A 25,872-nucleotide genomic window follows, 5' to 3' on the forward strand; every position below is an offset into this window, starting at 1 on the left:
GACACGGACACGGGCGAGCGGGCGTCGGATATCGGCTGCGGCTACGCGGAACCGGTGTCGGCGTACGACGTCTCTGCAGCGTGGACGTCGTCGATGCGGTACTTGGCCGCAGCGTCGACCGCCTTCGACTTGTCGATCTCACCGGACTCACCGAGCGCGGTCAGCACGGCCACGACGATGGATTCGGCGTCGACGTTGAACACGCGACGGGCTGCGGGACGGGTGTCGGAGAATCCGAATCCGTCGGTGCCGAGGGTGACGTAGTCGCCCGGGACCCACTGACGGATCTGGTCCGGCACGGCGCGCATCCAGTCCGACGCGGCGACGACGGGTCCTGCCGCAGCGGACAGAGCCTGCGTGACGAACGGGACCCGCTTCTCGGCACCCGGGTTGCGCAGTGCCTCCTGCTCGGCCTCGACGCCGTCGCGACGCAGTTCGCTCCACGAGGTGACCGACCAGACGCCGGAACGCACACCCCACTCGTCCTCGAGGAGCTGGCGGGCCTTGCGTGCAGAGACCAGGCCGACACCCGATGCCAGGATCTGTGCCTCGGGTCCGTCGCCCTGCTGCGGCTTCTCGAACAGGTAGATGCCCTTCAGCAGAGCATCGACGTCGAGGTCCTCGGGCTGAGCCGGCTGCTGGTACGGCTCGTTGTAGAGAGTGATGTAGTAGAAGATGTTCTCTCCACCGAATCCCTCGGTACCTTCGGTGCCGCCGTACATCCGTCGCAGACCGTCCTTGACGATGTGCGCGATCTCGTAGGAGAACGCCGGGTCGTAGGCCACTGCCGCCGGGTTGGTCGCGGCGAGAAGCAGCGAATGGCCGTCGGCGTGCTGTAGACCCTCACCGGTGAGCGTCGTGCGACCGGCCGTCGCGCCGAGGACGAAACCGCGGGCCATCTGATCGGCCGCGGCCCACAGGCCGTCGCCGGTGCGCTGGAACCCGAACATCGAGTAGAAGATGTACAGCGGGATCATCGGCTCGCCGTGCGTGGCGTACGAGGTGCCGACGGCGGTGAACGACGACGTCGATCCGGCCTCGTTGATGCCCTCGTGCAGGATCTGGCCGGTGGCGTTCTCCTTGTAGGCGAGCATGAGCTCGGAGTCCACGGACGTGTACAGCTGGCCGTTGCGGTTGTAGATCTTCAGCGACGGGAACCACGAGTCCATACCGAACGTGCGCGCCTCGTCCGGGATGATCGGCACGATGCGATGGCCGATCTCCTTGTCGCGCAACAGCTCCTTCATGACGCGCACGAGCGCCATGGTGGTGGCGACTTCCTGCTTGCCGGAGCCCTTGAGCAACGTCTTGTAGGTGTCGTCCTTCGGCTGCGGCAGCGGCTTCGGGCTGGTGCGACGCTCGGGGACGAAGCCGCCGAGGTTCTTGCGCCGCTCGAGCATGTACTGGATCTCCGGCGCGTCGGGGCCCGGGTGGTAGTACGGAGGCAGGTACGGATCCTTCTCGAGCTCCTCGTCGGAGATCGGGATGTGCTGCAGGTCGCGGAACTTCTTCAGGTCGTCCAGCGTCAGCTTCTTCATCTGGTGGGTCGCGTTGCGGCCCTCGAAGCTCTTGCCGAGTGTGTAGCCCTTGATGGTGTGGGCCAGGATGACCGTCGGCTGTCCCTTGTGGGCCATCGCGGCCGCGTAGGCGGCGTGGACCTTGCGGTAGTCGTGGCCACCGCGCTTGAGGTTCCAGATGTCGTCGTCGGACAGGTCCTTGACGAGCTCTTTCGTCCGCGGGTCGCGGCCGAAGAAGTGGTCGCGAACGTAGCCGCCGTCGTTGGCCTTGTAGGTCTGGTAGTCACCGTCGGGGGTGACGTTCATGAGGTTGACCAGCGCGCCGTCCTTGTCGGCGTGCAGCAGCGAGTCCCACTCGCGTCCCCAGATGACCTTGATGACGTTCCATCCGGCGCCGCGGAAGAACGACTCCAACTCCTGGATGATCTTGCCGTTTCCGCGGACCGGGCCGTCGAGGCGCTGCAGGTTGCAGTTGACGACGAAGGTCAGGTTGTCGAGGCCTTCGGTGGCCGCGACGTGCGCGAGGCCGCGCGACTCCGGCTCGTCCATCTCGCCGTCGCCCAGGAACGCCCACACGTGCTGGTCGGAGGTGTCCTTGATGCCGCGGTCGTGCAGGTAGTGGTTGAAGCGAGCCTGATAGATGGCGTTCATCGGGCCGAGGCCCATCGACACCGTCGGGAACTCCCAGAAGTCCTGCATCAGGCGTGGGTGCGGGTACGACGGCAGACCGCCGCCCTGGTCGCTGTGGCTGTACTCCTGCCGGAACCCGTCCATGCGCTCGGCGGGGATGCGGCCCTCGAGGAACGCACGCGCGTAGATGCCGGGGGAGGCGTGGCCCTGGATGAAGATCTGGTCGCCGCCGCCCGGGTGATCCTTGCCGCGGAAGAAGTGGTTGAAGCCGACCTCGTAGAGAGCGGCGGACGACGCGTAGGTGGAGATGTGGCCGCCGACGCCGACGCCGGGGCGCTGCGCGCGGTGCACCATGATCGCGGCGTTCCAGCGGATCCAGGCACGGTAGCGACGCTCGACTTCTTCGTCACCGGGGAACCAGGGCTCGTTCTCGGTGGGGATGGTGTTGACGTAGTCCGTCGACGTCAAGGACGGGAGCGCGACGCGGCGCTCGCCGGCGCGTTCGAGCAACCGGAGCATCAGGTACCGGGCTCGGGCGGGTCCGGAGCGTTCGAGCAATCCGTCGAACGACTCGATCCACTCGTCGGTTTCCGAACTGTCGATATCGGGCAGGTACGACGCGACACCCTCACGGATGACGCGAACCCTGCCGTCCGAGCCGGTGGGCCCGCTGGTCTTGCCGGCAGCATGTGTGGTCTGCCGTTCGTCCTTGTTCAACTCGGACAACGTGTGTACTCCTCAGTGTGGCGGACGCTCGGTGCGGCGACCGTTCCCTGTATCTCGCGCTCTGTGACGGCGAGACACGTTCATCATTTCCGGTGATCCACCTCAATCCTCCTACACATCTTCCACCGCGGTGGTACGGAGTCCCCCTACCCGCGAGTAGAAATTTATGTACGCAATTTCGGCGCGGTCCGCTTGCGCACGCGGCGAAAACACTGTTCGCTTGCACTACTTCACCCACAATGCAAGGAGGTCACCACCGTGGTCGCCGCGGCGGACGCTCAGAACTACGCTCAGAAGCTTGGAATCACCCGCGACTTGGTCGTTCAGGAACTGGGCTGGGACGAGGACACAGACGACGATCTGCGTGCCGACGTCGAGGAAGCCATCGGTGGTGAAACCCTCGACGAAGATTCGGACGAGGTGATCGACGTCGTGCTGCTGTGGTGGCGCGATGGAGACGGAGACCTGGTCGACGCCCTCATGGACGCGATCGGTCCGCTGTCGGACGACGGTTTCGTGTGGGTCCTCAGCCCCAAGACCGGCCTGCCGGGACACGTCGAACCCAGTGAGATCGCCGAGTCGGCACCGACCGCGGGTCTGACTCAGACCTCCGCGGCCAACCTGGGCGACTGGATCGGAAGCCGCCTGGTGCAGCCCAAGGCGCGCGCAGGCAAGCGCTAGACACGTCGGAACAGGAAACAGATCTGATGCCACTCGAGGTGGGCGCGCAGGCGCCTGACTTCACTCTCAAAGATCAGAACAACCAGGAAGTTTCTCTGGCGTCGTACCGCGGCGTCAAGAACGTGCTTCTGGTGTTCTACCCGCTTGCGTTCACCGGTACCTGCCAGGGCGAACTGTGCAAGGTGCGCGACGAACTGCCGAAGTACGAGAACGACGACACCGCCGTTCTCGCCATTTCGGTGGGACCTCCACCGACGCACAAGATCTGGGCTGCCGAGCAGGGGTACACGTTCCCTCTGCTGTCCGACTTCTGGCCGCACGGAGAAGTAGCCCAGGCGTACGGCGTGTTCAACGACAAGGCCGGGTTCGCCAATCGCGGCACCTTCGTCATCGACAAGGACGGCATCATCCGGTTCTCCGAGATGAAGCAGCCCGGCGAAGCGCGCGATCAGTCCGTATGGGACGACGCGCTCGCCAGCGTCTGACTTGCGGAATTGTAGATCGCGACAGGACGCGCTAAGTTTTTCCATGCGTTCCGGCGGCTTCGGTCGCCGGCACTCGGGCGTATAGCTCAGCGGTAGAGCTCTGGTTTTACACACCAGCGGTCGGGGGTTCGAACCCCTCTGCGCCCACCCTTCTTCTCATTCGGCGCAACTCAGTGCACACAATCGGCCCGAATCGACGGGATTCCGTCGAGCCGGGCCGATTTCGTGCAGTCCGTTGCGTCAGACCGCCGCCGGTGTCTTTTGCTCCGCGCGCGAACCCAGGTACGTCGTCTGGCGAATGGTCGCAAGCGTGATCAGGCCGACGATGCAGGACCCGACGACGAAGAACGCGGGGGAGACCGAGCTTCCCGTGCGGTCGATCAGCCACGTCGCGATGTACGCGGCCGTGCCGCCCGTCGCGATCGTCGCGAGATTGAACCCGAGGGCGACACCCGTCAGGCGAACGCGGGAATCGAACAACGACGGGAACAGTGGGGCAGTCGCCGTCTGGATCAGCGGAGTTCCGAACGCGAAGAAGCCGAATGCGATGGCGGCGACGAACAATCCGTGCTCGCCCATCATCAGCATCGCCGGGTAGGCGATGACTGCCGACGCGACGAGACCGACCACCAACACCCTCTTGCTTCCGAACCTGTCGACGAACAGTCCCGCGACCGGCATCGACAACGCGACCAGAACGATGACGAGCGCAGCCGTCCACGTCACCGCGGTCTGGCTGTAGCCACCTTCGCGAACGAGGTGAATCCCGATGTAGGTGAGTACCATGTAGCCGGTGGCGTTCTGTGCGACGCCGAGACCGAACACCTGCAGCACCTGCTTCGGATGTGTGCGAAGCAGTTCGCCGAGAGGCGCTTTCGCGAGTTGATCCTTCGCGGCGACCTTCTCGAATTCGGGGGAGTCCTCGATGCGGGTTCGGGTCCACAGACAGAACAGCACGAGCGGCACGCCGAGGAGGAACGGGATGCGCCATCCCCAACTGGTCATCTGCGCATCGGACGTCAACGCCGACGTCGTCGCCACCACGATCGCGGCCAATGCGAAACCGCTGTTGCTGCCGAACGCGACGAACGACGCGCCGAGGCCCTTGCGCTTCTCGCCGACCGTCTCGTAGACGTAGGTCAGCGCACCGCCGAGTTCGCCGCCGGCCGAGAAGCCCTGCACGAGACGCGCAATGACGAGCAGGACGGGTGCGAGAATTCCCGCGTTCTCGTAGGTGGGCAGGAACGCCATCAGTGCACTACCCGCTCCCATCAGCAGGACGGAGAACAGCAGTGCCCGCTTACGGCCGTGCCGATCTCCGAGCCTGCCGAAGAAGATGCCACCGATCGGTCGCATCAGGTACGCCGACGCGAACACCGCGAGACTGGCCAACAGGGACGCAGTCGGATCGTCGCCGGGGAAGAACAGAGGGCTGACCACGACCGCCAGGTAGGCGTACACGGTCAGGTCGTAGTACTCGACGATGGTTCCGACGGCGGCGGCGAGAACACCGCGGCGTCGGGTCTGCTCGAGGGTGCGTGTGGTTGCCACGAACGGCTCCGGTTCTGTGTGAAGGAGATCGGTCGCGCATTCACCGGGCGCCGGTGTCCTGTGTCGTCGGCCGGCTACGGGCGAATCGGGTGTGCGCGGTCACACTGTAACCCCAAACCCTGTCAAATGTGTACATGTTTGGATCCGGACGGATTCATCCGGAGTCGGTGGCGAGCAACCACGGCCCGTGCGTCAGAGCTGCCAGTGCACCGGCTGAGAGATGATCGCGGACAGGCGCTTTCGGTAGTACCGCGCGGTGTCGTGGACGAAGTCGCTCATCGCCGCCGCCGCGGCGTCGGCGTCGCGCTCGCGCATCGCGTCGAGAACGGCCTGCTGCGCCTCGGTCGCGGCCTTACGGGTCGCGATGGGGTGCTCGTTGGGTTCGGCGTCGCGCACGAGGAGCCACAGCGTTTCCATGACGATACGAAACGCCGGGTTGCCCGCGGCTTTGTAGATCGACGTCTGGAACAGCGCGTTCTTCTCCTGGAAATTCTCGTAGTCCTCGGGCGCCTCACGCATGCTGTCGAGCGCGGCCTGCATCGTGTCGAGTTGTGCGTCCGTGATGCTGGAGGTGGCCTGCCGAGCGACGATCGGTTCGAGTGTCAGTCGCACGTCGATGACGTCGCTGATGTTGGCGCCCTCGAGTTGAAGAAACAGCTTCATCGTGTTGCCGAGGGACTCGAACTTGGGCCTGCATGCGACGGGGCCGCCGCCGATTCCGGCCTTGATGGTGACCAGATCGCGGCTTTCCAGCAGCCGGAGCGCTTCGCGCACCGTCGTGCGCGCGACCCCGTATTCGGCCACCATTTCCTTTTCGGTGGGCAAGCGTTGACCGGCGACGATACCGCCGCCGAGAATCTCGTCGGCGATCACGTTGGCCACGCGTTCGGACATCTTCTGGGGGCGGCCCATTCGATGGCGATGGTCTTCGGTGGTCATCTGTGAGTCCTCACGTGGTGTCGGCAATTGATTCACCTTACCGACTACCAACGAAGCGATACGGGCCGAAACCTGTACATATTTGACAGGGATTGGTTACTGTAGAGCGATCCCACCACAGGGCGGTTCTTCTGGAGGTTCGCATGCTGCCGACTCGGCTACCGGATTCGTCTCTCGCGCAGTCGTTTCGCGACGGTGGTCACTGGCAGGATAAGCCGGTCGGTCATTTCCTGACGCGGGCGGCGTCGCAGTTCCCGGATGCCGTGGCCGTCGTCGACGGCGATCGCCGGTTCACGTTCGCCGACATCGACCGAGAGGCCTGCCGTCTCGCTGCTGCCATGCACGGCCGGGGAATCGGAACGGACAGCGTCGTCTCGTTCCAGCTGCCGAATTGTGCGGAAGCGGTCATCGTGTTCCAGGCCATCATGAAGCTGGGCGCGATCGCGAACCCCATCGTGCCGATCTATCGCGGTCGGGAAGTGGGGTTCATCATCGGTCAGGCGCGCAGTGCCATGGTGTTCGTACTCGGGTCGTACCGCGGTTTCGACTACGCGGCGATGTACGACGCGCTCGGCTTTTCCGGACTCGATGTCATCGTCGTCGGCGACACGTCCTGGTCCGACCTGCTGAACGAGGCGAGACCGGATGCACTGGAGGGCCTTTCGGAGCCCGACCCGGACGGCGTCTGCCTGCTGCTCTACACCTCGGGCACGACCGCCGACCCGAAAGGTGCGCTGCACAGCCACAACACGCTCGTCTTCGAGAACCGGTCGATGATCGACTGGTTCGGCCTCAACGAGCGAGACGTGATCTTCAACCCGTCCCCGGTGACGCACGTGACCGGTGTGAATTGTGCTCTGACGCTTCCGTTTCTGTTGGGAGCGCCCGTCGTTCTGCAGGATCTGTGGGAGCCGACGGTCGCATTGGAACGGATCGTGCGAGAGGGCGCCAGCTTCATGATCTTCTCGACACCGTTCCTGCGTGGACTGCTCGACGCCGCGGACGCCTCCGAGCAGGCGACACCGTCGATCCGCTACATCATCTGCGGAGGAGCGGACATCCCCGATTCGCTGACCGCGGCAGCGACCGAGCGTCTCGGAACGGTCGTGCGCATGTTCGGTGCGACCGAGGGGCCGTCGGTGACATGCACGGATCGGTGGGACACCGTCGAGCTCCGTACGAGAACGGACGGTAGGCCCATGGCGCCGACCGAGGTGATCGTCTCCGACGGCAACGGCGGCGTCGCGTCGCCGGGTGTCGTCGGGGAGGCGCTGTGGCGCGGACCGGACACGTTCCTCGGGTATCTGGATTCGTCGCTGAACGACGCGGCGTTCACGCCCGACGGCTTCTTCCGCACGGGCGACCTCGCCACCGTCGACGAGCTCGGTGGCCTGCACATCGTCGGACGCATCAAGGACATCATCAATCGGTCCGGTGAGAAGATCAGCACGCACGACGTCGAGAACCTGCTGAGCGAGCACCCCGCCGTCGTGGAGGTCGCCGTCGTCGCAGGCCCCGATGCCACGACGGGCGAGCGAGGATGCGCGTTCGTCGTGACGCGCGATGCTCGCGATCTGAGCTTGACGGAGGTGTACGAATTCCTCTCCGGTCGCGACGTCGCGGTGCAGAAGATTCCGGAAAGCGTGTTCGTCGTCGACGCACTGCCCAAGACGGCCAGCGGCAAGATCCAGAAGTTCGCGCTGCGCGACTGGACCCGCGACAGATCCGTCGTTCCGAAACAAATGGCCGGGGTGACCATCTCGGCGAGTTACGAGAAGTGAGGTGTCGAAAGTGGCAGAAAGTGTAGTCGTCACCGTTCCCGAACCGGGTATCGCGGTCGTCGAACTCGCGCACGGAAAGGTCAACGCTCTCGACTCGGCGATGTACGACGCCATCGCAGACGTGTTCGACACGCTGTCGGACGACGCCGATGTGAAGGTAGCCGTCTTGACCGGGCGCGGCCGAATCTTCTGTGCGGGAAACGATCTGAACGAGTTCCGTGTGATGGACGCGACGAGCGGTGAAGTGCAGATGCGCCGGGTGCGGCGTGCGCTCTTCAACATGATCGACTGCGCGATCCCCGTCGTCGGCGCGATCAACGGACCGGCCTTGGGTAGCGGGTTCGGACTGACGGCAGTGTGCGACCTCGTCGTCGCATCCGAAAAGGCGACATTCGGACTCCCGGAGATGAATGTCGGCGTGCTGGGCGGTGGCCGATTCGCGGCGAGAATGCTTCCGCAGCAAGCGATGCGTCGCATGTTCTTCACTGCCGAGTCCGTCGATGCCGAGACGCTGCAACGATGGGGCGCTCCGATCGAGGTCGCGTCGCACGACGAGTATTTCGAGCTCGCGATGCAGCGTGCTCGAACCATCGCCGCGAAGAGCCGCTACGCGATCACGCTGGCCAAGCAATCGTTGAACGGCTGCGAGTCCCTCGATCTCAAGCGCGGATACGAACTGGAACAGACGTTCACCGTTCGTCTTTCGGAGCACCCCGATTCGAAGACTGCGGTCGAAACGAGAATGGCGCAGATGGCAGGAAAGGTGCGGACATGACGTCGACGATCGAGAACACCGAAGTCGGACTGGGCGAGTTCGACGCCACGTGCACGGCGTGGCTCTCCGAACATCTCGAACGTAGAACGAGCGAAACCGCCGAGAAGCCCTCCTACGCAATCTTTCACAATCACAGCGAATCCGAGGAACGCGCTCTCATCGAGGCGGCCAAGACGTGGCAGTCGACGCGCGTCGACGCCGGGTTCGGCGCGATCACGTGGTCTCCCGAATGGGGCGGTCCTGGTCTCTCGGCGAGCCACGAACGCATCTACGTGTCCCGCGAGCGTGAGTTCCGTGCGCCGGAGCGACACGAAACCGTCCTGGTGACAGTCGAACTGGTGGCTCCCACCGTTCACCTCCTCGGTACCGAGGATCAGCGTCGACGGTTCGTGACGCCGTTCCTCCGTGCCGACGAGCTGTGTTGTCAGTTGTTCTCCGAACCGGGAGCCGGGTCGGATCTCGCCGGTCTGTCGACGAAGGCTGTGCGCACCGGTGACAGCTGGATCATCGACGGCCAGAAGGTGTGGAGTTCCGGGGCGCAGTTCTCGGAGTGGGGGCTGTTGATCGCCCGCAGCGACACGTCGGTCGCGAAACACCGTGGTATGACGGCATTCCTGGTTCCGATGGACGCGCCGGGAGTCGAGATACGACCCATCCGGCAGATGTCCGGTGGCTCGACGTTCAACGAGGTGTTCTTCACCGGTGTCGAGCTGCCCGATTCCATGAGGCTGGGCGACGTCGGCCAGGGATGGAACGTTGCGCTGACGACGCTCGGCTTCGAACGAAATTCCAGTGCGGGAATCGTCAGTGCCGGTGGGAGTGGAACCGATCTGCTCCGCTTGGCGCGACGTCTTGGCATCGACGGCGACCCGCTGGTTCGGCAGAAGTTGGCGAATGTCGCGGTGTACGAACGCGCGTCGGCGCTGATGGTCGCGCGCTACGCCGAACGTGAACTGGCGGGTCATGTCCCCGGTGTCGAGGGATCGATCGGCAAGCTGGTCTGGACACAGAATCTCAAACGCATCGGCGACGCGGCCGCGAGCTTCCTCGGACCGAAAGTCCTCGCGGACAACGGGGAAGCGGACACGTTCGCGTGGACCGAGCATCTTCTCGGTGCACCCGGCTATCGCATCGCCGGAGGAAGCGACGAAATTCAACGCAACATCATCGGCGAACGTGGGCTCGGACTGCCCAGGGAACCACGGTAGGGGCTCGCATCATGACACTCGACATGACCGTCGAACAGAACGAAATTCGCGACAGCCTGCGCGGGGTGCTCGCGCGCCCGGGAGACGCATGGGCTTCGCTGGTGGATCTCGGCATGACCGAGATTCCGTTCCCGGAGAGCATGGGTGGTGCGGGATACGGCGCCAAGGATCTGTCCGTCGTGACCGCCGAACTCGGCCGGGCCATGACGGTGGCGCCGTACCTGTCGTCGATCGTGCTCGCCGGGTCGACGTTGCTCGAATGCGCTACCGACGATGCCTGTGCGGAGTATGTCCCGGCGATCGCGGCGGGATCGACCACCGCAGCGCTCGTCACCGGCTATCCGTTCGCGGTGTCGAACATCGACGCGCACGCGAACGGGCGACAGTTGACACTGAACGGACGTCAGGACTTCGTCGTCGACGGCGCGGAGGCGGACCTTCTGGTCGTCGTCGCGAACGGACAGGCTGGTCCCGAGCTGGCCGTGGTCGACGGGACTGCACCGGGAGTGACGCGAACGCCCTTGGAGGCGTTGGACTTCACACGCGCGCTGACGCGCGTGGAGTTCGCGGACGTGGAGGCGTCGCGGGTCGGCGGGAGCGATCTGACGTCCGGGCTCGAGCGAGCGCAGGCGCTCGCGCTGGCGGCTGTCGCGTCGGAACAGGTGGGAGCGGCGCGGGCGTGCCTCGAGATGTCCGTCGACTACGCGAAGACGCGTCAGCAGTTCGGCCGTCCGATCGGGTCGTTCCAGGCGATCAAACATCGTTTGTCCGACATGTCGATCGCGATCGAACTGGCGGAAGCCGCAGTCCTGGACGCTGCCGACGCCGCCACGGATCGAGACACCGCAGCGTTCGTCACCGCCGTGTCGACGGCGCGGGTCCTGGCAACGACGGCGTCGGTGTTCGCGGCCGAGGAGTCGATTCAGATCCACGGCGGGATCGGTTTCACCTGGGAGCATCCGCTGCAGACCTATTTCCGGCGCGCAAAGACGAACGAACTGCTGTTCGGGACCGTCGAGTCACATCTCGAGGTGGTGGCCTCCGGCTTGTAGAAACCTAGCCCGCAGTCGAGCCCGCGATCCGCTCGGACAGCCGAGCGGCGGTGTCGACGAATCTCTTCCGGCCGAGGGTCTCGAACACCGAGTCCTTCGACAACATCGACGACGCGAACACCTCGATCTGCGCGATCAGCGCGACCGCGATCACCCCGGCTTCGGCGGCCGACAGCTTGCCGCGGATCTTGCGGGCAGCGCTCGACAGAATCGGAATCAGTGCGACGGTGTTCTCACGACGAAGCGCCTCGACGAGCAGGCTCGACCCGCGCGCAGTCACGAAGTACACGACTGCCTGGGTTCGGTTGTCCTCCAACCAGCGCCCCAGCGACGGGACCAGGGTGTCCAGTGAACCGTGGGGAATGCTCTCCTCGGCGGTGATGCGACCGACTTCGCCGATGTACGCCGCCGAGAACTCACGCAGTCCCTCCAGGAGAATCTCCTCGCGAGACGGGTAGTGGTAGTAGATAGCGGCCGACGTCATTCCTGCTGCGCTCGCGATGTCGGCGACCGTCACGTCGGTGACAGCTCCGGTCGCGAACAGATCGAATGCGGTCTCGACGATGACGCCGCGCCGCGACGGTCGGTGTGCTGGTCTTCTCTGTGTTGTCGACATTCGCCCTCCTCGAATTTCGGTCATGCAAGACTAGAGGCTCGGCGACCGAAGGGTGGGGAAGCTGTGACTGTCAGCGCGCAGAAGATCAAGAAGTCGAAATCGGAGAGCGTGACGGAAGAATCGGGCAACGGGGCAGGCAACGGATCGGTGGACGGCAAGCCGACGGCTCATCGGCCGTCACGTCGGCAGGACATCGTCGACGCGGCGATCCGGGTCTTCGCGGCGAAGAGCTTTCCCGAGGCGAGCATCCAGGATGTCGCTGCCGAAGCCGACGTCGTGCCGTCCGCCGTCTACTACCACTTCACCGGTAAGGACGAACTGTTCGAGCTCGCCATGCGACGGGTGATGGACATGGTCAACGAGGTCGTCGACCAGGTCCGGTCCGAAGAAGACCCCGAGGAAGTTCCCTCGTTGGAGGCAGTCACCCTCGCGGTGTGGCACTGGGTCGAAGCGCATCCCGACGAATCTCGGCTCATGCACTACCACCTACCCGGTGCGACGGCCGAGACGGCGACGCTGCGACGCGACTTCGAGGGCGTACACGTGCAGCGAGCCTTCGACTACCTGTTACCCGCGGCGGTCCCGCCGACGAAACGGGGAGCCGCGGTCGCACACGCCTCCCACACGCTGGCGATACGCACGCTGATCGAACTCCTGATGACCATTCACGCGCTGCGAATGGACGAGGGTCCGTTGTCGCGCCACGCGTCGAAGACGTTGAGCCGCGCGGTCGTCGACGTCGGGGAACGCATCGTCGTCACCGACTGACGTCGGTCGTTCACCCGGCGAGTGCCTGTGTCGCGAGGGAGACGGCGAGTGCGGTCATCACGGCGGCGATCGAGCCGTCGAGCACTCGCCACGCACCCGGCTTGGCGAACACGGGACGCAGGATCCGAGCGCCGTACCCGAGTCCGACGAACCACACGATGCTGGCAGCGGCCGCGCCGGCCCCGAACCACAGGCGAGCCGTGTCGTAACTCGATGCGATGGAACCGAGCAGCACGAATGTGTCCAGGTAGACGTGCGGGTTGAGCCAGGTCAACGCCAGTGCGGTGACGACTGCAGCCCAGATGTGCGGCGCGTGCCCTTCGGCATCCGCGACGAGCGCCGCCGGGCGTATCGCACGGCGGACGGACAGCAGCGCGTACGCGAGCAGGAACGCGGCGCCGCCCCAGTAGGCGACGGTCACCAAGCCCGGGGCGGCGTCCAGCAGAGCACCTGCGCCCGCGACGCCTGCGGCGATGAGCACCAGGTCGGACAACGCGCACACCGCCACGACCGGCAGAACGTGTGCCCGAGCGATTCCCTGACGGAGAACGAACGCATTCTGCGCTCCGATCGCCACGATGAGCGACAGCCCGAAAGCGAAACCGGCGAACACGGGCGCGGCGGAAAACGACATGCGTCGACGGTAGAACTGCTTAGAGAAACAGTACAGCGAATGTTTTTGGTGCAGCGTTAGCATTGCTTATGTCGCCCTTCGATTTGCCGCAGCTGGACGCCCTTGCTGCCGCCGTGGACGAGGGATCGTTCGACGCGGCCGCGCGACGCCTGCACGTGACGCCGTCGGCCATCAGCCAGCGCGTCAAGGCGTTCGAGACCGCGGCGGGAGTCGTCCTGGTGCAGCGCTCCAAACCGATTCGTATCACCGAAGCGGGTCAGCCGTACCTGCGATTGGCGCGCCAGATTCGATCTCTCGTCGCCGACATGCACGAGCTCGGCGCAGCCGCTGCGGTCCCGACCGTTCCGATCGCCGTCAACGGCGACTCCCTCAATACCTGGGTGCTGCCCGCGCTCGCCACACTGTCGGACCGCATGGACTTCGACGTGCGCCGCGAGGACCAGGACCACTCGGCGGAATCGTTGCGGCAGGGCGTTGTCATGGCCGCAGTCACGACGTCCGGCGAACCGGTGCAGGGATGTTCGGTCTCGCCGCTCGGCATCATGCGGTATCGCCCGATGTGCTCGCCCGCTTTCCGGGACAGGTGGTTCGACGTATCGACGTCGGCCGGGATCGCCCGCGCTCCGATGATCGTCTTCGACAGATCCGACGACCTGCAGGATCGTTACCTGAAGCGCTACGGGCACACGCGCATCGACAACAGGAGACACCATGTTCCGGCATCGGCTGACTTCGTCGAAGCCGTCCGGCTGGGCATCGGATGGGCGCTACTGCCCGAGCAGCAGAGCGGCCGACTCGAACGAACGGGGGAGGTGGTCGACATGGCCCCTGGCACCGGCATCGACGTCACCCTTCACTGGCAGCGATGGAGTGTGCGCACCGAGGCCCTCGACGCGTTGACCTCGGCGATTCGAGCAGCCGCATCGGCTTCTTTAACCTGATGACGACATGTTCTGAGCGATCCAAACATTCATGAGGTCGTATATCTTTCGCAAAACAAGTCTTTGGTATAAGTTCTCGATGACAGAAGAAGTCCACGCGGTTTGTTGTAGCTCACATGCCCGTGACCGTCGAAGTAGTGCGGTGTCCGAATTCAGGCCCGTCGTCCCCATTCCGAGTCGAAGCGAGTCCGGATCAGTGGTCGAAACAGTAACGGAACCCCCCTCCCGGGATGCGGCCGTGCGACGCCGAACGCTTGCTGCGTGGCCGCTCCGAGCCAAGGTTGCAGCCGTCGTCGCACTCCCGTTGGTGCTGGCCATGGGCTTCGGTGCAGTGCGCGTGCAGTCCGAACTGGCGGCCGCAGCCGACCTGTCCGCGGCCGCCGACAACGCACGGATCGTCGAACCGATCCTGCGTCTCGACGCCGTGGTCGGTGCCGACGCAGTCGCAGGTAGGGCGCTGGACCCGGCCGGATTCGACAGTGCCGTCGACACCGTCAGGTCGGTCGTGCAATCGACGGTCGGCTCCGGTTCGGACGTGCAGGAACGTCTCGACCGATCCATCGAGGCCGCCGTCGCCATGCGGGAACGGCTCGTGGGCGAATTCGTGCCGCCGATCGAACGGGCGGATGCCGCCACCGCGGTCACGACGGGTCTGGCAGGTGTCGTCTCCGCCGCGCTCGACGTCGAGAACGCCGAGGTGCGTTCGGCGATCGACGGCGTCACCGTTGCCATGGCCGGGCGCCGAGCCGCGCAGACACAGCAGTTGCTGGTGTCGATCCTCGATCCCGACGTACTGGCGTCGGCCAACCGGACAGCGGGACGCGAGTCCGCCGACATCGACGCGCTCGCAGCGGTTCTCGGCGAGGACGCGACGACCGTCGCCGGACTCCGTGCCGAACTCGACAGCCGAATTCGGATGTACGGGTCCGCTGCAGCCGGGGCGCCGACCAATCCGTTCCTGTCGGCCGCCCGCTCCGCCGAGCTGTACACGGCGGCACTGGGCGATTTCTCCGACACTCTCGGATCGTCGTTGTCCGCAGCGGCACTCGACAGGCGCTCGGTCGCACTGCGCGACGCCGCGGTCGTTCTCGGCGCGGTGTTGATCGCGTTGGTTCTGGCGTTGCTCGTCGCGCGGTCGCTCGTGGCTCCCCTCCGGCGACTGCGCCTCGGTGCGCTGTCCGTCGCCCACCGCGAGCTGCCGGAGGAGATCGAGCAGATTCGCGGCGGCGGCCGAACGCCCGACATCACGCCCGTTCCGGTGCACACCGGTGAGGAGATCGGGCAACTCGCTCGGGCGGTCGACGCGATTCACGAAGAGGCCCTCCAGCTGGCAGGCGAGCAGGCGCGGCTGAGGGTTCAGGTCGGAAACATGTTCGAGACGCTCTCCCGCCGGTCCAGATCGCTCGTGGACCAGCAGTTGGCGCTCATCGAAGAACTCGAACGCGACGAAGACGATCCGCGTCGACTGGACAGCCTGTTCCGTCTCGATCACCTCGCGACGAGGATGCGTCGTAACGGCGCCAACCTGATGGTTCTCGCCGGGACTCAGTCCCGTCGGCCTCACAGCGACCAGCCGGTAGCGCTGGACGCGGTGCTGAGCGCCGCAGTGTCCGAGGTCGAGGACTACCGCCGCGTGCAGATGCTCGACGTGCCCGACGCCGCGCTCACGGCCGCGTCGGCAGCGGACATCGTCCACCTCGTCGCGGAAGTGATCGACAACGCCCTGCGGTACTCACCTCCGGACAGTGCAGTCGCCGTGACCGGTGCGCGCGCCATCGAAGGCGGAATCCTCCTCGAAGTCGCCGATCGTGGCCTCGGCATGCCACCCGCAGATCTGGAGGAGACCAACAACCGGTTGGCGGTCGGCGGCGAGGTGACACCCGAAACTGCCCGTCGCATGGGTCTTTTCGTGGTGGGTCGGCTGGCCCACCGGCACGGCGTCACCGTGCGGTTGCGGCCCACCCAGGTGCAGGGCGGTTCGTCCGGCGTGACCGTCAGCATGCACATTCCCGTCGGGCTGGTCGTGACGTCCTTCCCGACTTCCGAGCGTCATGCACGACCCACGCCGCGAACGTCGTCGGTGATGTCGGTGCCTGTTGCGGCGACGCCCGAGAAGCACGACCTGCCGGAGTCTCAGAACGAATCGGTCCTCGAAAGCACTGCGCCCGCTTCGACCGTGCCCGGTCGTGTCAATGGGGTGGCACACGAACTACAGCCGGGGAAGCTGCCGAGGCGTCGACCAGGAGCCAGCGGAGTCGACGCGGAGACGTCGCCTGCGTCGTCGGATATGGGCGACGCACCCGATCGTCGCGCGCAAGGCCCGTCTAATACGGCCGCGTTCTTCGGGGCCCGCCCGGCCGTGCACGCGGCCAGAGCCGACATCGATTCGGACACACCGATTCCGCCACCACCGGATCCCTTGTCGCCGCGGCCTCAGCAGATGCCGATCTACCAGCGAATGGTCTCCGAGTGGCTGGTGGATCCTGCGACCGGGCATGGGCGTTCGCGGTCGTGGACGACGCCTGCCGATTCGGGATGGGCAGCGGCACGCCACGCCACCGACAGTGCCGTCGGGCAGCGGACGGACGCCGGGCTGCCTGCGCGGCGACCGGGAGCACGACTCGTACCCGGCGCGGTCGATCGGCGAACACCCGAGGGCGGCTCGAACGGTCACGGCCCGCAGGACCGGATTCCGACGCGATCACCGGAGGCCGTCCGCGACAAGCTGACCAGCCATTTCACGGGCGTTCGCACCGGCCGCGCCGAGGACGTCACAGGTCGACACAGAACGGAAGAGGACGAATGAACCATCCCATCGCATCGACGCCCGACCGGTCACTCGACTGGCTGGTCTCGAACTTCGCGCGGGATATCGTGGGGGTCGCGCACGCGGTGTTGGTATCGGCCGACGGTCTGCTCATGGCCGCCAGCGAACAGCTGCCCCGAGAGCGTGCCGAGCAATTGGCCGCGGTCACTTCGGGTTTGGCGAGTCTGTCGTCGGGCGCGGCCAGGTTGTTCGACGGAGGCCCGGTCTTGCAGTCCATCGTCGAGATGGAGAACGGCTACCTTCTGCTCATGAGTGTCGGCGACGGTTCGCACCTCGCGTCGCTCACTGCGTCGACGTGCGATATAGGCCAGGTCGGATACGAGATGGCAGTGCTCGTCGACCGTGTCGGCAGCATGATCGAGCCGTCCGCTCGGATGCGAGATCGGTGATGAATCGTGGACACGACCGATAACGACCTCGAATCGGCGACGGCTGCATCGGAATTCGTTGCAGACGTAGAGGCGACCCCGCCCGAGCCTGCTCCGAGCCTGGTTCGCCCGTACACGCTGACCGCTGGACGCACCACGTCCGAGGTCTACCTGCCGCTGGAAGCCCCCGTGCACGTCGTGTCCCACACGGCGCCGAACCCGTGGCCCGCCAGCGACATTCGCTCTCGAATAGTCCAGCTGTGCATCGACGGTCCTTCGGTGGCAGAGATCTCGGCGCGGCTCGACATTCCACTCGGTGTCGCGCGAGTACTCGTCGGAGACCTGGTCGGCACGGGGACACTCCGCGTATCGATGACGCTCGGAGACGACGCAACCGCGGACCAACGCCGCGAACTGATCGGAAGGACCCTCCGTGGACTACGCGCACTCTGACGTCGGAGGCCGGGCGGCTTCGACGAAAATCGTCGTTGCAGGCGGCTTCGGAGCGGGCAAGACGACGCTCGTCGGTGCGATCTCGGAAATCGTTCCGCTGCGTACCGAAGCGTTGATCACCGACGCCTCCGAGGGCATCGACGAACTCGACGACACCGCAACGAAATCCACGACGACGGTGGCCATGGACTTCGGCCGCATCACGCTGGCGGACGACCTGGTGTTGTACCTGTTCGGTACACCGGGGCAGCGACGTTTCTGGTTCATGTGGGACGACCTGGTGCGTGGTGCAATCGGCGCAATCGTCCTCATCGACACCCGGCGGCTCGACGACTGTTTCGCCGCTATCGATTACTTCGAAGCGAAGGGGTTGCCCTTCGTCGTCGCCGTCAACGAATTCGACAGTGCGCCGACGTATCCCGTCGACGACATTCGCGAGGCGCTCGCCGTCTCGCCGCACGTGCCCATCATCACCGTCGACGCCCGAGTCACCGAATCGGTCCGCCGCGCCCTGATCACCGTCACCGAGTACGCGCTCGATCGAGTGCACTCCGCCTCGTAAGGAGACACCGTAATGCATCACGCGCACGAGATGAACCACTTCTCGATGGGCCTGTGGCTGCTGTTCCTGGCCTACATCGTGTCCGTAGTGGGATGTGTTGTCGGACTGGCGTGTACGCGTCGATCGGCGGTGGCGTCGACCGAGCGTAGCCGCCTCGGATGGCTCGCCATGGCGGCCGTGTCGATCGGCGGCATCGGCATCTGGTTGATGCACTTCATCGCAATGCTCGGGTTCTCGGTGTCCGGCAGCGTCATTCGGTACGACCTGTTCTGGACCGTGGTCTCGGCACTGCTTGCCATCGCTGCGACGATGGTCGGTCTCATCATCATCGGACGTCGCGTCAACATCTGGACGCTGCTCATCGGTGGCGTCATCATGGGTGTCGCCGTGAACGTCATGCACTACACCGGCATGAACGCGATTCGCATCCAAGGATCGGTGTCGTACGACACGACGCTGGTAGCGATCTCGGTGGTCATCGCCGTCGTCGCCGGCACGCTGTCGTTGTGGTTCACGCTCGTCCTGCAGAGGCCGCTGCTGCTGCTCGCGGCCGGAATCGCCATGGGCGTCGCCGTGGTGGGTATGCATTACACGGGCATGGCCGCCGTGCGCGTATCCGTCGACCCGGCCCTGCCGATCCCGCAGGGCCTCGAGGTGTTCGGGTTCCTGTTCCCGGTGTTCGTCGTCGGCCTGCTGGCCCTCGCCGCCCCGATCGCGGCACTGCTCACCCTGTCGGACGACGACCTCGACGCCGCCGAAGCCGAGGAAACTCAGCTTCCCGTTGCGTAGCAGCTACGTCAGCAAGGCGCGGCCCAGATCGGTACCCGAACGCCAAGCGCTCTCCACGCGCGGCGCGCCGTTCGGGCACCACTGGTCGCCGGCGAATCCCGTTCGGCGACCATCGGATTCGATCAGCGCGAAGGATGCGTCGTGACTCGACTCGGGCTTACCGAAGCTCCAGCGGTGTACGTGCGTCCATGTCGGCCGGTCGGTGTCGAGTAGTTCGACGAGTGCGGTGACGACGGGGTCTGCTGCCGTGTCGGGGTCGCCGAGATGTGCACGCGCGAACTCGGCCGTCGTGTGTGCGACGAGTACCGGAGCACCGTCACCGCGTCGCGCGCCGTCGTCGGCAAGAAACTCCACGATCGGGTGGTCGTTGACGAACGCCGCGTCCCGAAAGGGAAGTCGCAGTTCGTCGAAGCCGACGACGACCGTCAGAACCGGCTGGTAGTCGACGGGTTCGGGAACCGTCGTGAGACGGGCAGCCTGCGGATCGGGCATCGCGAGAACGACGTCGCCGTCCGGGAGCCCCTCGACCGTGACGCTCTCGACAGGCACGTCGGCCAGCATGGAACGGACGAGCGAACGGAGCCCTCCCGGGGTACGCCATCGCGTCGGACCGGTGCTGGTCTCGGGGTCCGAGTCGGGGGCCAGAACACCGAACGTGTCGGTCCACGGCCGAGCGAGGCCTGCGGACTCCCAACGCGACACGAGTGCGGCGAATTCGGGATCACGCACCGTGATGTATCCGGCACCGATGTCGACGCGTCGGCCGTGCAGTTCGGGTGATGCCATCCGGCCACCCACTGCGCGGCCGCGTTCGACGAGCCGAAACGGAACCCCGGCGTCGCGGAGGACGGTGGCACAGGCCGCCCCGGCAATGCCCGCGCCGACGATCGTGACGGGTGCGTCGAAGCGCGTCATCGGCGTGACCGCCCGATCGACCATTCCACGGCCGCGTCGGCGTGGATCGCCGTCGTCGGGAACACCGGAACCGGGGAATCCTCGGAAGAGACGAGCAGCTCGATTTCCGTGCAGCCGAGGATGATTCCCTGGGCACCCTCCGCGACGAGCGACGAGATGATCCGTCGGTACACCTCCCTGGACGAGTCCGTGATGATCCCGCGGCACAGCTCCTCGTAGATGATGCGGTGGACGTCGGCGCGATCGTCGGACGACGGCACGACGACACCGAGGCCACTGTTCTCGAGACGCTCACGGTAGAACGACTGCTCCATCGTGAACGCGGTGCCCAGAAGGCCGACCCTGGTGACCTCGGTGTGCTTGACGGCGGCCGCGGTCGCGTCGGCGATATGGAGGACGGGAATCGACACCGCGGCCTCGATGGCGTCGGCCACCTTGTGCATGGTGTTGGTGCACAGCACGACGATCTCGGCTCCGGCGTGCTGCAGATTGACGGCCTCCTCCGCGAGGAGGGTTGCCGCGGAATCCCAGTCGCCTGCAACCTGCAGCGCCTCGACCTCCGCGAAATCGAGCGAGTCCAGAATGCAGCGTGCCGAATGGATTCCGCCGAGGCGGTCCCGGACGCCTTCGTTGATCAGGCGGTAGTACAGGGCACTGCTTTCCCAGCTCATTCCGCCGAGCAAACCTATGACACGAGGTCCTGAACGCATGGGGTCGACGGTAGTCGAAAGTCGAACCGTCCGGCGAACGACTTTTGTCTTCGCCGTCGACCCCGTGCGATCACGCGTCGACAGCGACCTTCGACGCGGCACTCAGGGTGGGGTAGTGGTGGGGCAGCCGCATCGACACCAGATCCTTGCGTCGGACGACGTTCGTCGGATACACGCTGTCGAGATTGGTGGTGTCGACGACGGCCGTTGCCGTGCCCCTTTCGGTCGTCACGACGCTCTCGCCACGCGGAAACGCGAAAGTGTCCGGACCGAAAACGCCGCTGTGCCCGTCGAATCCGCGGTCCGGATCGAATGCGTTCGCGAAGGCGAACCACACGTTGTTCTCACCCGCCCGCACCCGCATGTGGTGCCAGTGCAGAGGATCCGCATCGGTCAGGATTGCGCCCTGGTGCGGAATGGTGGTACCGACGTGACCGCCGACCGGTGCGGACATCGCCGCGGGACAGACGACGATGTCGCATCCCCGAAGGGCGAGAACACGTCCGGCCTCGGGGAAGTGAACGTCGTTGCCCAGCAGGATTCCGACGCGTCCGGCAGGCAGGTCGAGCACGGCCCAGCTGTCGCCTGCGTCGAAGAACTCCATGTCGGCCGGCGCGACATGGGTCTGGCGATAGCTGCCCAGGATTCCGGACGGACCGACGACGACGGCGGTGTTGTAGAACGTCGCGTCGGCGAACTCTGCGAGGCCGACGACGACCGTCGTGGAGGTTCTCGCGGCCGCGTCGGCGATCCGTGCGAGGGAGGGCCCGTCGAGCGATTCCGCCACCGCGGACGCCGGACGATCCGTCGACAACGGACCGGTGATCGACAGCTCCGGAAAGACCAGCAGCTCACCGCCGTTCGCCTTCGACATCATGTTCTCGATGGCGGCGACGTTGGCTTCGACATCGGTGGTGGGCGTGGACTGCACGACCGTCACCGCGGTGCGAGCGCCGTCGGGCAACGTGCGGTGTCCGTAGAGGGAGAAGAAGTCCAGCGGGTTCCAGAGGAATGTGTTCGACTGCAGTTCGCGGTAGAGCTTCGGCCTGCGATCGCCCCACGGGTTCTGCTCTCGGGCGCGCGCCGGGTCGATCTGCGCGTACACGATGCCGTTTCCGGAGTCGATCGACGACGCGACGGTGCCGTCGGGCTCGATGATGCACGTCCCGCCGCTGAATTGCACGGTGCGCTCGAGGCCCCAGCGGTTGCTCTCGACGACGTAGCACCTGTTCTCGAAGGCGCGGCTGATCCAGTACGGAGCCGGCGTGCGTTCGGCGAGCCAGTTGCTGATGTGGCAGATCACGTCCGCGCCGTCGAGAGCCACGACGCGCGCGGTCTCCACGAAGTGCATGTCCATGCAGATCAGCAGAGAGATCCGGCCTATGGGGGTATCGAACACCTGGTGGCCGAGATTGCCCGGTGCCGCCCACTTCGGTTCGGCGATGTACGAGTGCGTCTTTCGATGCTTGCCCACCACGCCGTCGGGACCGACGAGCACGGCGGCGTTGTAGAACAGGCCGGTGTCCGCGTCGACCTCGGGCATTCCGACGACGACATAGCAGCCGTGCTCGCTCGCTACGGCAGCGAACGCATCCGTCGTCGGGCCGGGGACGGTTTCGACGACGGTGGCTGCCTCGTCGTAGTCGTACAGGCAGTATCCGGTCGTCGCCATCTCCGGAGTGGTGATCAGCTTCGCGCCGTGCCGGGCGGCTTCGCCGACCAGCGCGAGAAGGTCCGCGACGTTGCCGGACTTGTCGAACAGCGTCGGCTCGTACTGAATCGCTGCCGCTTCGTATGGTGCTACGGAAGTCATCGTGTCGGTCCTATCGGTGCGTCGGGGTCGCGTCGGGCAGATCGGTGTTCGGCGCGGTCGCCTCGTGTGAGGTCGTCGGCAGTGCGGCGGGTGTGTAGTACCGGCCGCGGGTGGCGATCGTCAGCGGAATGTAGACGATGGGTCCGACGAACATCGCGATGAACGACGCGTAGTACGACGGGTAGACGCCGAAGACGCCCAGCGCGCCGATGACGATGCCCAGCATCATCGCGGTGATACCGCACGGATTCCAGGTGCGTACGAAGCCGTCGCGAAATTCGATGTTCGACGACGGTGCCAGCCCGAGCCACTTGCGGCAGACGAAGTAGTCGGCGAGCAGGATGAAGATCCACGTGTTGGTCATGATGCCGGTGACGGCGAGGAACTTGTCGGTGTACTGCAGAACGTTGATGGGGTACAGGGCAATTCCGATGACGAGAAGCGCCACCATCCACCACTGACGTCCGAACTTGCGGGGCGACAACACATCCCATGCATTCGAGAGCGCGAGCGATCCGGAGTAGAGGTTCATGACGTTGATGCGAACCTGGGTGACGATGGCGAAGACGACACCGAGCAAACCCATCACGACGGCGAAGTAGAGGCCGGGGTCGGTGGCGGACAGCTCGGGCGTCGCGGTGCCGTCGAAGTGACGCAGCATCGTGAAGCCGAGGAAGACACCGAGAATCATCACGACGACGATCATCAGCAGCTCCGACAGCATCAGACCTGCAGTGCCGCGGTAGGTGACCTCCTTCTTGACGAATCGGCCGTAGTCGGTCGCGATGAGTGCCTGGAAGACGATCTGGCCGTTGACGAGGCTCAGTGCCTGCCACATCGCGGTCGACGAGAAGCCGCCCGTCGCTTCCCATTCGCCGGGGCCCACGAGAACGTAACCGCTCGCGAGCATGTACATGCCGATCGCGAACAGAACGAGGAAGATCGGCATGCCGAACTTCTGCAGGGCGTTCATCGAATGCATTCCGCGCCAGGAGAAGTACAGCGCGACGAGCGCGACGACAGCGAACACGACCGTCGCCCAGAACGAGTCGATGTCGATGCCCGCGAACTCGCTGAGGCCGTGTGAGACGATGCTGCCTTCGAAGATGAAATAGAAGACGTAGTTCACCGCGTAGACGAGCGAGGCGACCGCAGAGCCCTTCGTTCCGAATCCGAGACCGCGCGTCAGAAGCGGGAGCGAAAGCCCCTCCTGGCTGGCGATCCGCATGATCAGGCTTCCGATCAGGGTCGCACCGACGACCATGTAGGCGATCGGAACGAGGAACATCGGCCAACCGACGAGAAAGCCGATCTGGCCGCCGAGCGAGAACCAGAACATCGCGGTGACGTTGCCCGTCAACACCAGCAGAATTGCCGGCCTAGGCCAGCGCTGACTCGCCGGTACGCGCGATGTCGCATAACTTTCGATCTGATCGTCGAGGCTGGTGGCCGGCCCCTCGAAATATTTCTTCATGTTCATGACGCGTGTCCAGTTCTTCTCGATCGACGCGGTGGCTCATGGGCCGTCCGCGGGTGCGCGGGGCGCCGTGGTCGGTGGGAGGCGCAGCCAGCGGTGATGGTCGACACGATGCTGCGCTCCCAGAAGAATACTTCCTACAGACACTATTTTTCTAGGAACTATGTAAATTTCTCGAGACGGTCTTGAATTCGTACATTTCGGGCCGAAACACCTGTGGCCCGCACCCTTGACGGGTACGAGGCCACAGTGCTGGTGAACTCAGAAGATCGTGCGATACAGCTCGGCGATCTCGTCGGCGGTCGGAACCACCGGGTTGTTTCCCGGCGAGCCCGACGCAAGGGCCTGCTCGGCCATCAAGGGGATCAGTTCGTCCCATCGCGCCTTGTCGATGCCGTACTTGCTCGGGGACGGAACCTCCACGTCCGCGCACAGCGTGTCGATGAACTCGATCAACTTCGACGACGCCACATCGTCGCTGTCGTGTTGATCGGCCGCACCCAGCTGGCGAGCGCAGTCGGCGTAGCGTCCGCGCGCACCTGGAATCGAGAACGCGGTGACCGCAGGAAGCAGCATGGCGTTCGACAGGCCGTGTGCGACATGGAAGTGCGCACCGATCGGACGGCTCATGCCGTGCACGAGACACACGCTCGCGTTGGAGAACGCCATGCCTGCCTGCGTCGACGCGTGCATCATGTTCTCGCGTGCCTCACGATCCGAACCATCTCTGTACGCCCGCAACAGATACCGGCCGATCGTCTTCATCGCCGACAGGGCCAAACCGTCGGAAATCGGGTTCGCCTTCTTGCTGACGTACGCCTCGATGGCGTGAGTCAGCGCGTCGACGCCGGTGTCGGCCGTCAATCGGGCAGGCATCGACATCGTCAGATCGGAGTCGACGATCGACGCGATCGGCAGGAACGACAAGCCGGGGCACAGCATCTTCTCGTCGGTCGAGACGTCGGTGATGATCGTGAACTGCGTTGCTTCCGAACCACTTCCGGCCGTCGTCGGAATCGCGACGATGGGCAGCGCCGGGCCCGTGTACACGCGCGGCGCCTTGAAATCACGCATCTCGCCGCCCTGCTTCGTCAGCACGGCAAGGGCTTTCGCGGTGTCCATCGGGCTACCGCCGCCGAAACCGATGATGACGTCGGCGCCATGCGCCTGCACCGCGTCGAGACCGGCCTGCAGCGAATCCGTCGTCGGATCGGGAACGGTTTCGGAGAACACCGCGCCCTGCTTCCCCGCGGCCTCGATGATCTTCAGCAGCCGATCGGCAGATCCATTGCTCACCATGAACGCATCGGTGACGAGCAGGGGGCGCTCGACGTCGAGATCGGACAGAACCGAACCCAACTCCTCTACTGCGCCCGAGCCGAGTTTCAGAAACCGCGGAAACGAAATGTTGGCAACCATGCACTACTCCTTAGGGCTACGCCTCGTGCGCGCGAATGTATAGCGGGCTATACATTCGCGCGCACGTGGGGGTGTCAGCTGTTTTCGGGGAATCCGAGGTTGATGCCCCCGTGGCTGGGGTCGAGCCAGCGGCTGGTGATGGCTTTGCCGCGGGTGAAGAAGTGGATGCCTTCGGTGCCGTGGGCGTGGGTGTCGCCGAAGAGGCTGTTCTTCCAGCCGCCGAAGCTGTAGTAGG

General features: G+C 65.2%; 23 protein-coding genes, 1 tRNA gene and 1 pseudogene. 14 read left to right on the forward strand and 11 right to left on the reverse strand.

Annotated elements, in window-relative coordinates:
- Nucleotides 1-41: 41 nt before the first annotated feature.
- Complete coding sequence (gene aceE, locus DK926_RS19185; protein WP_243636904.1) at nucleotides 42-2,864, reverse strand: pyruvate dehydrogenase (acetyl-transferring), homodimeric type; 2,823 nt, start codon at nucleotides 2,862-2,864, stop codon at nucleotides 42-44.
- A 267-nt stretch (nucleotides 2,865-3,131) separates the two neighbouring features.
- On the opposite strand from aceE, the gene DK926_RS19190 reads away from it, so the two are divergent.
- The 3 genes from DK926_RS19190 (at nucleotide 3,132) to DK926_RS19200 (ending at nucleotide 4,186) form a co-directional block, all read left to right on the forward strand.
- Entirely contained in the window at nucleotides 3,132-3,554 is a 423-nt protein-coding gene (locus DK926_RS19190) for a DUF3052 domain-containing protein (protein ID WP_114331732.1), read from the forward strand.
- Between the two features lie 26 nt (nucleotides 3,555-3,580).
- A complete protein-coding gene (locus tag DK926_RS19195) occupies nucleotides 3,581-4,039 on the forward strand; it encodes a peroxiredoxin (RefSeq protein WP_068420500.1) in 459 nt (152 codons plus the stop codon).
- Between the two features lie 75 nt (nucleotides 4,040-4,114).
- Nucleotides 4,115-4,186 (forward strand) — tRNA-Val (locus DK926_RS19200).
- Nucleotides 4,187-4,279: 93 nt separating this feature from the next.
- Here the strand turns inward: DK926_RS19200 and DK926_RS19205 are convergent.
- Nucleotides 4,280-5,590, reverse strand: a complete 1,311-nt coding sequence (locus DK926_RS19205) for an MFS transporter (RefSeq protein ID WP_114331733.1) — start codon at nucleotides 5,588-5,590, stop codon at nucleotides 4,280-4,282.
- Between the two features lie 192 nt (nucleotides 5,591-5,782).
- Nucleotides 5,783-6,529 (reverse strand): FCD domain-containing protein, encoded by a 747-nt coding sequence (locus DK926_RS19210; RefSeq protein ID WP_068420922.1) that lies wholly within the window; start codon nucleotides 6,527-6,529, stop codon nucleotides 5,783-5,785.
- Between the two features lie 143 nt (nucleotides 6,530-6,672).
- On the opposite strand from DK926_RS19210, the gene DK926_RS19215 reads away from it, so the two are divergent.
- The 4 genes from DK926_RS19215 to DK926_RS19230 are packed head-to-tail and all read left to right on the forward strand — an operon-like array spanning nucleotide 6,673 to nucleotide 11,345.
- Complete coding sequence (locus tag DK926_RS19215) at nucleotides 6,673-8,310, forward strand: AMP-binding protein (protein WP_114331734.1); 1,638 nt, start codon at nucleotides 6,673-6,675, stop codon at nucleotides 8,308-8,310.
- A gap of 10 nt (nucleotides 8,311-8,320) precedes the next feature.
- Nucleotides 8,321-9,085 (forward strand): enoyl-CoA hydratase-related protein, encoded by a 765-nt coding sequence (locus DK926_RS19220; RefSeq protein ID WP_114331759.1) that lies wholly within the window; start codon nucleotides 8,321-8,323, stop codon nucleotides 9,083-9,085.
- Nucleotides 9,082-10,293, forward strand: coding sequence for an acyl-CoA dehydrogenase family protein (locus DK926_RS19225; protein WP_114331735.1), 1,212 nt, complete (start codon nucleotides 9,082-9,084; stop codon nucleotides 10,291-10,293). The genes DK926_RS19220 and DK926_RS19225 overlap by 4 nt, the downstream gene beginning before the upstream one ends.
- Before the next feature lie 11 nt (nucleotides 10,294-10,304).
- Complete coding sequence (locus DK926_RS19230; RefSeq protein WP_114331736.1) at nucleotides 10,305-11,345, forward strand: acyl-CoA dehydrogenase family protein; 1,041 nt, start codon at nucleotides 10,305-10,307, stop codon at nucleotides 11,343-11,345.
- Nucleotides 11,346-11,349: 4 nt separating this feature from the next.
- Here DK926_RS19230 and DK926_RS19235 read toward each other — a convergent pair whose 3' ends face one another.
- Complete coding sequence (locus DK926_RS19235) at nucleotides 11,350-11,961, reverse strand: TetR/AcrR family transcriptional regulator (RefSeq protein WP_114331737.1); 612 nt, start codon at nucleotides 11,959-11,961, stop codon at nucleotides 11,350-11,352.
- 63 nt (nucleotides 11,962-12,024) lie between these two features.
- Between DK926_RS19235 and DK926_RS19240 the strand changes: the two genes are divergently transcribed.
- The gene (locus DK926_RS19240) at nucleotides 12,025-12,729 is read left to right on the forward strand and encodes a TetR/AcrR family transcriptional regulator (RefSeq protein ID WP_243636902.1); all 705 of its coding nucleotides are present in this window, start codon (nucleotides 12,025-12,027) and stop codon (nucleotides 12,727-12,729) included.
- Nucleotides 12,730-12,739: 10 nt separating this feature from the next.
- Here the strand turns inward: DK926_RS19240 and DK926_RS19245 are convergent, their stop codons facing one another.
- Nucleotides 12,740-13,363: a LysE/ArgO family amino acid transporter gene (locus DK926_RS19245; protein WP_114331738.1), complete on the reverse strand. Its 624-nt coding sequence runs from the start codon at nucleotides 13,361-13,363 to the stop codon at nucleotides 12,740-12,742.
- A 68-nt stretch (nucleotides 13,364-13,431) separates the two neighbouring features.
- Between DK926_RS19245 and DK926_RS19250 the strand changes: the two genes are divergently transcribed.
- From DK926_RS19250 to DK926_RS19275, 6 genes are all read left to right on the forward strand, one after another.
- Nucleotides 13,432-14,304, forward strand: coding sequence for a LysR family transcriptional regulator ArgP (locus DK926_RS19250; RefSeq protein ID WP_114331739.1), 873 nt, complete (start codon nucleotides 13,432-13,434; stop codon nucleotides 14,302-14,304).
- 238 nt (nucleotides 14,305-14,542) lie between these two features.
- Nucleotides 14,543-17,110, forward strand: a complete 2,568-nt coding sequence (locus DK926_RS19255; protein WP_243636903.1) for an ATP-binding protein — start codon at nucleotides 14,543-14,545, stop codon at nucleotides 17,108-17,110.
- Entirely contained in the window at nucleotides 17,107-17,520 is a 414-nt protein-coding gene (locus tag DK926_RS19260; RefSeq protein ID WP_068420515.1) for a roadblock/LC7 domain-containing protein, read from the forward strand. Before DK926_RS19255 ends, DK926_RS19260 begins: the two co-directional genes overlap by 4 nt.
- A 99-nt stretch (nucleotides 17,521-17,619) precedes the next feature.
- Nucleotides 17,620-17,952: a DUF742 domain-containing protein gene (locus DK926_RS19265; RefSeq protein ID WP_243636905.1), complete on the forward strand. Its 333-nt coding sequence runs from the start codon at nucleotides 17,620-17,622 to the stop codon at nucleotides 17,950-17,952.
- Nucleotides 17,933-18,514, forward strand: coding sequence for an ATP/GTP-binding protein (locus DK926_RS19270; RefSeq protein WP_114331742.1), 582 nt, complete (start codon nucleotides 17,933-17,935; stop codon nucleotides 18,512-18,514). Before DK926_RS19265 ends, DK926_RS19270 begins: the two co-directional genes overlap by 20 nt.
- Before the next feature lie 12 nt (nucleotides 18,515-18,526).
- Nucleotides 18,527-19,303, forward strand: a complete 777-nt coding sequence (locus DK926_RS19275) for an MHYT domain-containing protein (RefSeq protein ID WP_114331743.1) — start codon at nucleotides 18,527-18,529, stop codon at nucleotides 19,301-19,303.
- A gap of 3 nt (nucleotides 19,304-19,306) precedes the next feature.
- On the opposite strand, the gene DK926_RS19280 is transcribed toward DK926_RS19275, so the two are convergent.
- From DK926_RS19280 to DK926_RS27090, 6 genes and pseudogenes are all read right to left on the reverse strand, one after another.
- Nucleotides 19,307-20,218, reverse strand: coding sequence for an NAD(P)-binding protein (locus tag DK926_RS19280; RefSeq protein ID WP_114331761.1), 912 nt, complete (start codon nucleotides 20,216-20,218; stop codon nucleotides 19,307-19,309).
- Nucleotides 20,215-20,928, reverse strand: a complete 714-nt coding sequence (locus tag DK926_RS19285) for an aspartate/glutamate racemase family protein (protein ID WP_114331762.1) — start codon at nucleotides 20,926-20,928, stop codon at nucleotides 20,215-20,217. Before DK926_RS19285 ends, DK926_RS19280 begins: the two co-directional genes overlap by 4 nt.
- 70 nt (nucleotides 20,929-20,998) lie before the next feature.
- Nucleotides 20,999-22,741: a nitrilase-related carbon-nitrogen hydrolase gene (locus tag DK926_RS19290; RefSeq protein ID WP_114331744.1), complete on the reverse strand. Its 1,743-nt coding sequence runs from the start codon at nucleotides 22,739-22,741 to the stop codon at nucleotides 20,999-21,001.
- A 10-nt stretch (nucleotides 22,742-22,751) separates the two neighbouring features.
- Nucleotides 22,752-24,221, reverse strand: coding sequence for a cytosine permease (locus DK926_RS19295; RefSeq protein WP_114331745.1), 1,470 nt, complete (start codon nucleotides 24,219-24,221; stop codon nucleotides 22,752-22,754).
- A 258-nt stretch (nucleotides 24,222-24,479) separates the two neighbouring features.
- Complete coding sequence (locus tag DK926_RS19300; RefSeq protein ID WP_114331746.1) at nucleotides 24,480-25,637, reverse strand: iron-containing alcohol dehydrogenase; 1,158 nt, start codon at nucleotides 25,635-25,637, stop codon at nucleotides 24,480-24,482.
- 74 nt (nucleotides 25,638-25,711) lie between these two features.
- Nucleotides 25,712-25,872 (reverse strand): annotated as a pseudogene (locus DK926_RS27090) (methylmalonate-semialdehyde dehydrogenase (CoA acylating)); the annotation flags it as partial.

It is taken from the genome of Rhodococcus sp. Eu-32, assembly GCF_003336925.1.
GTDB lineage: Bacteria > Actinomycetota > Actinomycetes > Mycobacteriales > Mycobacteriaceae > Rhodococcoides > Rhodococcoides kyotonensis_B.